This is a genomic window from Microcoleus sp. F4-D5 (assembly GCF_036704885.1).
GTDB lineage: Bacteria > Cyanobacteriota > Cyanobacteriia > Cyanobacteriales > Microcoleaceae > Microcoleus.
The window spans coordinates 1-10,942 of sequence record NZ_JAUBSX010000018.1 but is presented as its reverse complement, the minus strand read 5'-3'; the positions used below and the strand labels follow the sequence as shown (position 1 = coordinate 10,942).

Sequence of the window (10,942 nt, the reverse complement as noted above, 5' to 3'; positions counted from 1 at the left end):
TGCTGCGACCTTGAATAATTGATAAATAAGCAGACAAGCGAATACAGGAGGTGTCTGTTAAAAAATACTTCCTGTTAGAAAAATAGACAAACTAAGAGGACTATTTATGGTTAAAATAGCGACTTCTTTTCAAGCCCAAGAAGAAGCAATTTTCACTTCTACTTCAACCGGAACTTGCTGCAAATACAACTCTCCAGCTTCCACCATCACTTTTTTCAGAATACGACTGGTTCTTTTTAAAGTTGTTTGCGGACACTCTAGCAGAATCTCATCATGTACCACACCAATCAACTTCGCTCCTGTCTTGGGTAAGAGCTTAAACAAATGAGCGATCGCCACTTTCAACATATCAGCCGAAGTTCCTTGAACCGGGTGATTAAGCAACTCAGAAAGCCGGGGTTTCTTTGCCCACCGTCTTCTGCGTCCGCCAATTGTTCGGATTTGCTTGATATCTTTGACGTACACCCTTCTCCTGATGCTGTCATGCCATCTTTTGATTCCAGCATAAGCTTGAAAGAATCGTCTTCTGAACTCTTTAGCTTCCTCCAAGGTTAAAAAAACATCGTACTTTTCTTCAGCATAAGCTTGGAGTTTGGCAGCACCCATGCCGTAAATTAATCCGAAATTAACTGATTTAGCTATGCGCCTATCCTCTGCCGTTACCTCCTCTAATGGCTTTCCCGTAATCAAAGAAGCCGTTAAAGTATGCAAATCTTCACCTTTAGCGTAGGCATCTAACATTTTTGCATCGCCAGATATTTCAGCGACAATCCTTAGCTCGATTTGGCTGTAATCCGCTTTAATAATTTGAGATGCGGGAGCGGCAATGAAGCACGCACGCATCCCTTTTGCCGTACAATTTCTGGGAACGTTTTGCAGGTTGGGCTTGTTGCAACTAAAGCGTCCCGAACGCGCACCGCATTGCCGATAGCTGGGGTGAATTCTTCCCGTTATCGGGTGAATGTGTTTCGGTAATGCCTCAGCAAAATTTGAACACAAAGATGCTAATTTCCGATAATTCAGTAACAACTGGATAATCGGGTATTGACGAGCTAGAGGAATAAGTTCGCTTTTACTTGTTGACTTAATTGGAATGTTTAAAGCATGAAGAGCGCTTAAAACTTGTACGGACGAGCGGGGGTTGATAATTTCTACCATCTCTGGAAACAGGGAAAGTTGTGCGCTACGGGCTGGTTTGAGACCAGCTTTCACTAATTCCACTAGCGTAGTCTGCTTTTGAGCTTTCAGTTCCTCCCCCACCAAATGCCATTGTTCTGCATCCAGTAACATTCCATTTAGTTCCATTTGAGCTACAGCAGGCATCGCTTCAAATTCAATTTGGGCGGTTTCTAGTAACCCAGCACTCCGAAGTTTTGAGCTCAGCCGCGCTCTAAGTTTCAGCAGGACAGCAGCATCTAAAGCGGCGTATTCTAACTGAGAAGCTGATAGCTTACCTCCAAAATTGCTCGACTGTAGGCTCTTGTCAAGTTTGATTCCTAAAAATTCAAGAGCGAGGGATTGTAGATCGTGGTTTTTCTTGAGTCCAGATCGCAACACCTGGCTCGCTAGCATGACATCAAAAAATGGGCCAGACGGTCTAAGCCCTGCTATTTCTAGTACCTGCCAGTCGAATTTACCATTTTGAAATATTTTGAGCGCACTGCTGTTTAGAAGTGTTTTTAAAGGCGATAGTTCGCGATCGGCAAGAGCAGCTAGATCGACAATTATCACTGGACGTTGGGGAACAGCTATTTGGATGAGTCGGATGCGATCGCGGATCGGATCTAGCCCTGTGGTTTCTGTGTCTATGGCTATAACACGAGCTTTCATCAGAGGTGATAGAATATCAGAGAGCTTGGAAGAGTTCGCAATCAGCTCGTATTCCACCACAGGGGCTGGGGTATTGTGTGTGGATTTATTCATAATAGTAGAGGAATTTTAAGGCAATAGCTTTAGTTATAAAATTGACCGCGCTAGCGGAGATAGAGCAGGAGTCAGAAGTCAGGAGTCAGGAGTCAGGAGTCAGAAGTGGAAAGCTTGCCCAATAAAGGTTTCATTTTTCAAGCCCGTCCTAACAGGCGTGGCGGTTGCTATATTTCTGGATATTTCACATCCATTTCTTTTTTTATCTAATTTATGTAATTTTCAAGGGATTGTGTTCGATCGATAATTACAAATTAACCGTTAATTCATAATAAACATTCCCTAGTTTATTTTATAAATTTGGCTTTAAAAATCCAGTTATAATTACGAAAATTAGGAACATTCATACTTACCAAATCTTTACCCTTCATGCTAGAGAGCGAGGAGGCTGACAGTAATTTGTTGAAAGGTAGATTTGGTCGAAAAATGCTGTCCCCACTAACCAAACGGTATAGTGGGGAAGCAATCATCTACTTTTTGTCTATTACAACTAAGTAGCTCTCAACAGTGACCGGGCGATCGCTGCCCCAAAAGATTTCTAAGGGAAGTTCGATTAAATTGGCTGACGTGCGCTTAAGAAAGGCTCGAAATGCTTGCGATCGCGGATCGGCTCGGACATTCATGGAATTGCTAACAACACTTACCAGCCGTCCAGAATTGGCTAGAAAAAGGTTATAAGCACGTTGTACGATATCTAAATCAACTCCTTTGATGTGGGGCGTTGAAAATGGCGGATTTGCCAAAATTCTGCTATATTGCCTCTGGGGTTCAGTTGTTAAAAAATCACTTCCAACTAGATTGAACCCTTTTTGGAACAGGAGTTGTTGTAGCAGGGGGTCGATCTCAATTACATCAACGATCGCACCCGCTCTAACCATAGCCTCCGCTAATAAGCCGTCTCCTGCTGTTGGTTCTAAGGCGTACATTCCTGAAACTAATTGAGCTTCTTCAATCATAAGCTCAATTAGTTCTCGGGGAGACGGAAACCAGGAATAAGGTGGAGATTCTCGGATTCGATCGTATAGCATTTCTGCAATAGATGAAGTATCTTTCATTTAAATTTTGTTGCTATTAGGGCTATAGTTGACGAAGATTGCCACTTGTTTCGTGCTAAAATAAAGTCAATTGCCCTTCAACTTTTGACCGATATTTTGGTGAATTAGCTGTTACCATTTCTGTCGGTAAATCTGCATCAGCACTTTGATCTTGGGACAATTTACGTTTGCCCCAGCCTTGGGACGCTGCATGGCGGACAACGCTTTTCCTAATTGCTCTAGCTAGATGGTGATAATCATTTTTGATGCTGTCAAAGTTCACCGCTGAAAATTCAGCTAATTCGGATAAATTGTAACCATTTGGTAGCCGATTGTGTCTCGTCAAAGTTTCTTGTGCTGCCCACATATAGACTTTGTAATAACTGTGGTGCAGGGGAGCTTCAAATGTCGCTCCCATCATATAAGCTACGACTTCTGTGGAAGTGCAGTAATTCCCTACAATTCTGTTGCTGTACTCCTCTACAATCAAGTCAAGCCTATCGGATAAGCAAGCCGTTTTCAACCAGTCAGGTATGCTTTCTGACCAGGGGGTTTGGTGTAAAACTAATGGGCCTGCATAGTAACGTAAAAGGGGAAGGGGAATTCCGGTAAATTCCAGTAGCACGGCTATTAAGTCGCGGTGCATACCCATCTGGGCTAATAGCTTCAGCTTTTCCAAAATGCCGGACTGAGGTTTTACAGGATGAGTGGTAATTTCTTCAAGTAATTCGGGCGTTAACAGATTTAGCTGAGTCATATCTTTTTGAAGGATAATTGTGTGACGAATGAAGGTCAAAGAAATCGCGTAGCGAATTCAGTTACAGGGATTTGTGCCGTCTGTTGCGCAAACAATTCGGCAGAGATACGCGCCTCTATATTTCTGAGTAATTTTTACCCACCTTGCTGGATGGAAGGCGGGCGAAATTAAGAGCGATGCCAGCGCTATATTTTGTTTCATGCAATAGCAGTAGGTCTTGGTTGTTTGCAGATAGGCTGAGGCGATCGCCTTAGCATATCCGCCGATAGGCGGTAGTTTAATTACGACTATCGGATGAAACCCCCACTCGTTATCCCTAGCTACGCTAAATTGTTGATTCTTACTACTTTGTAGCTACAGGATTTATGAACGAGCCAAACAATATCTATGGCAATGAACCAGGTTACAGCGCTGAGGGCTATGCTGTTAGCGGCTGTGAAAGTAACCCGTGCGAATCCTCCCTTAACGGATATCGAAGCAACGGTTATAGCAGTCAGCAAACAGAGGGATACGGGGTTCCCGACTTCTTTGCTGATGGCTATCGAGAAAACGTTTTTGAAGGCAATTTGAATTTAGCAGATACTCCGTGGACGGAGACGGCTGCTAACCCTAACCCTTATTTTGAACGAGGGGTAAATGACGCTAATCCCTATCAAAATCAAAGAGCTACTTCTCATTTCGACGTTGATGACTTAGAGCTGTAGTGTTTCAGATTGTCGGCTACAAATCGCCTGTATGAAACTTTTCATTTCAACGGCGATGACTTAGATATGTAGTGTTTTATGCCGAGGCTGCTCCATTTGAAGCCTCGGCAGGCTGCTTCATTTCTTTTAAGAAGCGCAATTGCGCAGCATCAAGTTCAGTGGGTTCCTTTCTCCCACTTAATTGCTTAACTTTTGTACAGTATCCTCCACCAATAACCAAAGTTTTTTGCACAAACATGAGAAGAATATTATCAACAAGATTCTGGCAATTATCAGTAGGATTATTCTCTCTAGTCTTAATAGTTTCCATTTTGTTCGATCGACCAATTTTTGCTATGGCACGAATTCCTACCGATCCAACTGAAATGCCAACCAGAATTTTAGAAATACCGGGGATGGACAGGCAAGGAAATCCTACTTCAGTTAACGCTCTCTTGCCAGATTGGACGCAAATTTCTTTTTCTCAAATGCCACCCATCAGTCGATCGGGAAGCCTTTCAACGGGAGAGTACAAGCAGGCAGTTGGCTATGATTTGAGCCGAAGTTGGACAGCAGGACAAACTCCTGACCAATACATCATGTTGGGCGATATCAGCCAAGCTTTGCAACCAGAATTGCTATCGATCGGTTTTATCGCGCAGCAAGCTGGTCTGAATTTAGATAGCGTAGCTTTAAGCGCATTTACTTTAGTTGCCAAGCAGCCGTTAAATCAGTTAGTTCAGGCTATCCCTCTTCTAGGTGAATTTAAAGTCGCAGAGATTGCGCCGGTGGCGGGACTGCTAGCAACAAAAGCTGCTGGCATTGATGTAGCCGATCGCACTCTAGAGCAGCTCCTCATTTCCCATCCACAATTAAGTAATTTAAAACTCGGAGAAATTGACCTGTCTCAGTATTCAATGTCTTCAATTCCAAACTTAAGCAGCGCTCAACTTGGCGCGTTTTCAGATTGGCAAACAACCTTAATTAAAGACGTACCGGGGCTGAATGCTTTACCTCTGTCTAGCTTTCCCAATCCCATAGCCGAATTTGGCAATTTAGTAATGAGAATTGATGCGATTTATGGCCCCGCCGAGCGACGGCGAACGAAGACGATCTCAGGCTCCGACGTTCAAGGATTCTCGGTTAATTGCCAAGAAAATGATTGCGCTTATATCGAACTAGACGATCTGGAGAATTCGGGTCGCAACGCTCGCGGTTCGCTGGAAGGCAAGCAATGGATTAGCGGTAAGTACCAGGAAGTCGAGGGCGGATCGGGCTGTCTTAAAGTTGTCAACGGTGGCAAGGAACCGACGGGAAGATTGCCTTTTGGCAGCGCTTTTAAAGTAGTAGTCATGGAACCGGACGAGCGAACCGATACCGTTGATACGGCTCTATTTTTCCGATTTTGTTCGCCTTGCGGCTGCTCTCCTTATTTCATTGGCCCGGTGCCCTTTTTTACCTATCGGGTTAATTCTCCCATTTTTGTTGGGGCGCTGGAATCATCTTCTGGCGGTTCTTCCTCTGTACCAACTGGGGCAGTTCGCGACGGAGTATCTTCTCCTGTTACAAAAGGCGTAACTACAGCAGCTAATATTAATGTTCCTTGCCCTCCAGGTAGCACCCCATCAACGCCCGTGTCAGTTGGCAATGTTCGAGGAGTAAATATTGCAGCTTTGTCGGAAGCGATCGCCAGTATTGAAAGCAGCAGTTCTTACGAGAATGCCGGCGTTAATGCTTGCGTTCATGGCGGAAATAATTGCGGGGTTCCGTTGGGCAAGTACCAGTTTATAAACTACGACGAGTACGCTGCTAGTTCAATTTCATCTAAACCAGGGGGTACCCAATTTTTAGCCAAACTGCGAGGCGGTTATCAACCCACTCAAGCAGAACTTTTTCAATTTTTTCCGCCTGCCGATCGAGAAGCTGTTTTTGCTCAAACTCTCGCTTCTAAGCTGAATGCCACCTCTCAAGAAAAAGACCCTACTACTGGAAGTTTTTTTAGTGGCGATCGCCTAATTGAACGAGTAGCTCAAAAGCATTTTGGAGGCGATTATTCCAAAGTTGACGGCTCTTCAACCGATATATTCGGTCGTTTAACTCTCTCAAGTTACGGACAGGATGTTTTGAGGCGCTATCGAGAGGGAGGTAGGGCGATCGCGGGGTCGAATGCTGCTGCTTGCGTTCCGACTTCCAGTGTGGCGCAATCCTCTAATTCTGCGAGTGCTGCCCCCGGCGGTCAATCCACGAGTCACTATATCCAGCCTGCGAATGGGCCAGTAACCAGCCGCTTTGGGATGCGAACTCGTCCGGTTTCCGGGGTGCGGAAAATCTACAGCGGCATTGGAATTGCTGGCTCAATGGGAAGTCCGGTAAAAGCTGTTGGCGGCGGCGTTGTCAAGACAGTGGTTTCTAACTGCAAAGAAGGGGTAAAAAACTGCGGCGGTGGCTACGGTAACTGGATTGAAATCGATCGCGGCAACGGTCGTACAACTCGGTACGCTTACCTGCGCGAGGGTTCAGTAAAACTCAAAGCGGGCGATCGGGTTTCTCAAGGTCAGGTCATAGGCGGACTAGGCAGCACTGGAACAACGGCAGACCCTCGCTTGCACTTTGAAACCCGCATTAATGGAACGGCTGTTAACCCATATCAAGAAGGAATTTGAATTAAACGGAGATGTTCTGCACCATGATTTCCTTGAAAAAACGGACAATTCTGTTGAAATTTATCTGGGGCTTGCTAACAGCTTTTTTAGTTTATTTGTCGAGCAGTTTATTCACCCATCCCCCAGCTTTTAGCCAGCCGACTCGGAACGCTGATTTCCCTTCAGCTTGCCTTCCAGTTGGTCTAGGGACTCTCAGGACAGAGTTTGTAACTGAAGTAACAGATGGCCGCACTCAATATCGCTTGTTCGATGCCTATTTGCAGGGAGATGCCGTGCCATTTTCTGTATTGGTTTCTCTCCAAGAGACGCAGTGTAGCTTGCTTTATTCCAACCCGACGAACGCTTTTTATCCTTACAGCCGCACTGTCAAGCTGCCGGTAGCAAGGCAAATCGCTCTGGGAGAATTGCGTTACTCCATCAACAAGGCAGGGAGTATTGATAAGTTCCGCTCTACCTTACAGCCGAATTTGGGAGATCCCGCTTGGCAATTTTCGGAAGAAGAGCTTTGGGCATTTAAGCAGGTTGGCATTACTGTTCCTCAACTTAGTAAAACCAGCAAAAATAAGTGAGAATAATTCGCTTGAATAAGACTGCTACAAGCAACAATCAAACTTTTGCTTAAAGCGGATTTAGTAAATCTGCATGGTGTCTGTCATAACCTGATTTAGTAAATCTGCATGGTGTCTTTCATAACCTGATTTTGTAAATAAATCTGCAAGGTGTCTGTCATAACCGGATTTAGTAAATCTGCAAGGTGTCTGTCATCAGCGGATTTGGTATGACATCTACATAGACAATAATTCGCGGAGGTTAAATCAATGTTTAGCAAAAATCAACAACTAACTTCAGGTTCAGAACACAGAGGGAAACCACCAATTATAGCTGCAAAGAAAACTTTATTACTGTTTTCCCAACCTTCTCAGAAGAAACTCCCAAACCCCGCTTCTAATTCCCTAAATAATTTGGGGTCTAGAGTATCATCGTTTTTATTTATTGGGCGGTGGTTCCGCTTTGGAGTGGTCTTGTTCTTGCTGCTATCAGTGTTGTTAGGAACTGCGGGTTGTACCGCGAGTGCTACAACGATTTCATGGACACCTGCTACTAGACTCATCCCTGTTGAAACTGTTCGAGGCATAGTTGCCGAAAATTCTGAGCTTAACCCCCAAGATTCAGCATCAAATGTGTTGGCTTGGGCTGTAAACAAACAAGCAGGTAGGTTAGTTATTTTTAATTTTAACAGCCCTGGAGTTTGTGGAGCAGGAGGTTGCTTATATGCTGGATACTTATTCAGAAAAGATGTTACTCCTACTCGTGTATTTGCTAGTTATTTAAACGACAACTTGCCACCGAATAGACCGCTAATTCAAGTAGTAAGTGACCCCTCACAAACCTCCGATCTGCCTTGCTTGCAAGTACAGCAGCCCTCACAAAATGGTATTCGGCAGTTGTTTTTTTGCTTCAACGGCCGCCAGTATCAGTTAGCTAACAGTTCCTCGATCGAGCTTCCCAATAAAATGAAATAGGCGAGTTTAAAGTATAGCAGTTCTCAATAAAGTGAGGTACGCGGGAATGGAGGCAAGCCCGTCAGCCCGTCAGCCCTATCTGCGAGCTTACCTCATGTTACTGAGAAAAGTTATATAGCTTTTCTCGGATAGGTGAGGTACACAGAAACGCTCGAAGATCTTGAAATTTGCACGATCGGGTGTACCTCATAAGGCGTGAGAACCGCTATATTTGAGCTTGACTATCTGTTAGCGAGATCCTGTTTTGCATAATAAAAGAATGCCTCGCTTCCTAACTGGATATGAGGCACTTCTTGACAAGAAACTAATCGACGCTGTTAGTCATCTGCTTCCGCATCAAAATCATCATCGAACTCCTCTTCTTCATCTAAGTCGTCGAAATCATCCTCTTCTTCTATTACTTCAGCAGCAATTTTCCGAGGGGATTTACGATCGGCTGTCTGCTTTATTCCATTTTCTATTTTACGAGCAGCGGGTGGCAGCACTTGAATTTGCGGTTCGGCTGTACCCGGTAATGCAGGAGTTTCAGTGAATCCGGCAATGATATCGTGCAGCCCCCAAATCGCATTTTTATGCTGCGGGCGTCCCAGATATAGAAAGGGGAAATTATCAGCAGTTGGTTTGGTATAGCTGACAGTTTTGCAGCAGTAGCTCTTATTAGAGCCTTCACCTTCTTTAACTCCTTTGAACTCCACCTCTAGGATGCCGAGACTCCGCCATTTATCAGTTTTCCCGCTGAAAGGAATTTGGAAATAGTCGGCGAATGCTTTTTCCAACAAACGGTAGAATTCGTCTCTGGCTGCTTTAAAGCTCCAAAGTGCAACATTCTTAAATCTGACGACAATAGGTGTGCTGTGTCTGGGACGATTGTTTTCATCCAAGAAGACAATGGCGTGTTCGCTAACAACATCCATTATCTTTTTATCGAGTTGAGCTTTATACTCTTCGTACAGCCCGACAACACTACCGCCTAAATCGGGAACGTCATTCTTGTAACGAATGTATTCAGGGACGAATCCCAACACGCATAAGTGGCATTTAGAAAGCAGCAGACCTGTAACATCTTCTGTTAGTCCAATTGTAGTCATTTCCTCTTCTGTTGGCATGACAAACCAATTGGCTTTTTCTAGCTGATCTTCTGGAATTAATATTCCTGCCACTTGTTCGTTGATGACGATGCCATAGGGCAGAATAGGTCGCCTTACTTGATTGTGACCTGCTTCTAGGAGTTCGGGGTCAATTTCAAAATCAAGGTTTTCTGACTGAAGTGGGATTGTGCTTTCAGTCATTCCTGCGTTATTTGAGCTTTTTGCTTTAGCTTTGCTATTGGTTTTTACCATTCTAAAAGTTTGTGACATTGCAGTTCTTGCAAGGCGGTAGCCTTACCTTTAAGAAGGGTAAGAGCTAACGCAGTTCAGCCTAGTAATTTGGTTGAAACAACTAAAAATTCATAAAAATTTTTAACTGGTAGTACAGAAATAACGAATTGTGAGGAAAACTAATTAAGTCTGCAAAAAAGGAACGATTATGAAAGCGCGATCGCAGCTTCAAAAATTGCTAAAGCTGCGCTACGATCGGAATCAAGCACTCACAATGCTTTTAATTTCATCGCTGCCAATATTGGGCGCGATCGATTGGGGTAAAGTGTTTATTGTTCGTGTCCGCAGTAAAGGTAGCCCTTCTACATAGTTGACGGCTCCTTTCAAACCCGCGATCGCGTACAAAGAAGCTGCATCTGCTCTTTCGGATGGGCTAGCATTGGCTTCTTCTAACAACTTGATTAGATATTCAGGAACCTGTACGAGAGCGCCATCAATACAGGCAAGGGGGACAAATTTAGTATCGGGAGCTAGGACTTTTGGCTTCAGAAATGGCAGTTCGCGCTGGAAAGTTTTTGGAGTACGGCGACTGTTTGTTACGGGCGATCGTTCTGATTTTGGCTTATGCCACCGCTTGGCTCGGTAAAAACTCCCTTTCAATAATGGGGGCTGGCTTACCATCAGTACAGCTTCGTGAAAGGGGAGATTCATCTGTTCTCCTTCCTGAATTTTCACCTCTTCTAAGTTAGATTTTGTCAACCAGTCAGGCGCAAGCGGACAGTGAGGGTAAGACACGACTTTACAGTTGTAGGTTAAGTCGGAAAGCAATTTGCCCGTTCTGGATAGTCTGGCGTTAAGATAATGCCACTTTAATCCAGGTAAATAGGCTCCTGAATATTTTACTTCAACAGCTCCCATGTAGATCCATTCTGTACGCTCTAAAGTTAGCGAGATGTCGCCTCTTCCTAGTAGACGTAGGCGGGAGTTAACCTACCATTGATTATTTCTTCAATGCTTTGCCCGAATAAGTCCATTTGAAG

At 44.3% G+C, this 10,942-nt stretch carries 10 protein-coding genes; 4 read left to right on the top strand and 6 right to left on the bottom strand.

Annotated elements, in window-relative coordinates; all coding sequences use genetic code 11:
• Positions 1-129: 129 nt before the first annotated feature.
• The 3 genes from QUA80_RS11060 to QUA80_RS11050 form a co-directional block, all read right to left on the bottom strand.
• The gene (locus tag QUA80_RS11060) at positions 130-1,923 is read right to left on the bottom strand and encodes a bifunctional 3'-5' exonuclease/DNA polymerase (RefSeq protein WP_333424069.1); all 1,794 of its coding nucleotides are present in this window, start codon (positions 1,921-1,923) and stop codon (positions 130-132) included.
• Positions 1,924-2,393: 470 nt separating this feature from the next.
• Complete coding sequence (locus tag QUA80_RS11055) at positions 2,394-2,978, bottom strand: class I SAM-dependent methyltransferase (RefSeq protein WP_333424067.1); 585 nt, start codon at positions 2,976-2,978, stop codon at positions 2,394-2,396.
• Between the two features lie 55 nt (positions 2,979-3,033).
• Positions 3,034-3,714 carry a hypothetical protein gene (locus tag QUA80_RS11050; RefSeq protein ID WP_333424066.1) on the bottom strand — a complete coding sequence of 227 codons (681 nt, stop codon included), beginning with the start codon at positions 3,712-3,714 and terminating at the stop codon, positions 3,034-3,036.
• 365 nt (positions 3,715-4,079) lie between these two features.
• Here QUA80_RS11050 and QUA80_RS11045 point away from each other — a divergent pair, with 365 nt between their 5' ends.
• A complete protein-coding gene (locus QUA80_RS11045; RefSeq protein ID WP_333424064.1) occupies positions 4,080-4,418 on the top strand; it encodes a hypothetical protein in 339 nt (112 codons plus the stop codon).
• A gap of 76 nt (positions 4,419-4,494) precedes the next feature.
• Here QUA80_RS11045 and QUA80_RS11040 read toward each other — a convergent pair whose 3' ends face one another.
• Complete coding sequence (locus QUA80_RS11040) at positions 4,495-4,728, bottom strand: hypothetical protein (RefSeq protein WP_333424062.1); 234 nt, start codon at positions 4,726-4,728, stop codon at positions 4,495-4,497.
• 25 nt (positions 4,729-4,753) lie between these two features.
• Between QUA80_RS11040 and QUA80_RS11035 the strand changes: the two genes are divergently transcribed.
• From QUA80_RS11035 to QUA80_RS11025, 3 genes are all read left to right on the top strand, one after another.
• A complete protein-coding gene (locus QUA80_RS11035; RefSeq protein WP_333424060.1) occupies positions 4,754-7,060 on the top strand; it encodes a M23 family metallopeptidase in 2,307 nt (768 codons plus the stop codon).
• Between the two features lie 23 nt (positions 7,061-7,083).
• Positions 7,084-7,629, top strand: coding sequence for a hypothetical protein (locus tag QUA80_RS11030; protein WP_333424058.1), 546 nt, complete (start codon positions 7,084-7,086; stop codon positions 7,627-7,629).
• Positions 7,630-7,878: 249 nt separating this feature from the next.
• A complete protein-coding gene (locus QUA80_RS11025; RefSeq protein ID WP_333424057.1) occupies positions 7,879-8,583 on the top strand; it encodes a hypothetical protein in 705 nt (234 codons plus the stop codon).
• A gap of 317 nt (positions 8,584-8,900) precedes the next feature.
• On the opposite strand, the gene QUA80_RS11020 is transcribed toward QUA80_RS11025, so the two are convergent.
• On the bottom strand, positions 8,901-9,941 hold the full coding sequence (locus QUA80_RS11020; protein WP_333424055.1) for a DUF5895 domain-containing protein: 1,041 nt from the start codon (positions 9,939-9,941) through the stop codon (positions 8,901-8,903).
• Positions 9,942-10,163: 222 nt separating this feature from the next.
• On the bottom strand, positions 10,164-10,820 hold the full coding sequence (locus QUA80_RS11015; protein ID WP_333424053.1) for a hypothetical protein: 657 nt from the start codon (positions 10,818-10,820) through the stop codon (positions 10,164-10,166).
• Between the last annotated feature and the right edge of the window lie 122 nt (positions 10,821-10,942).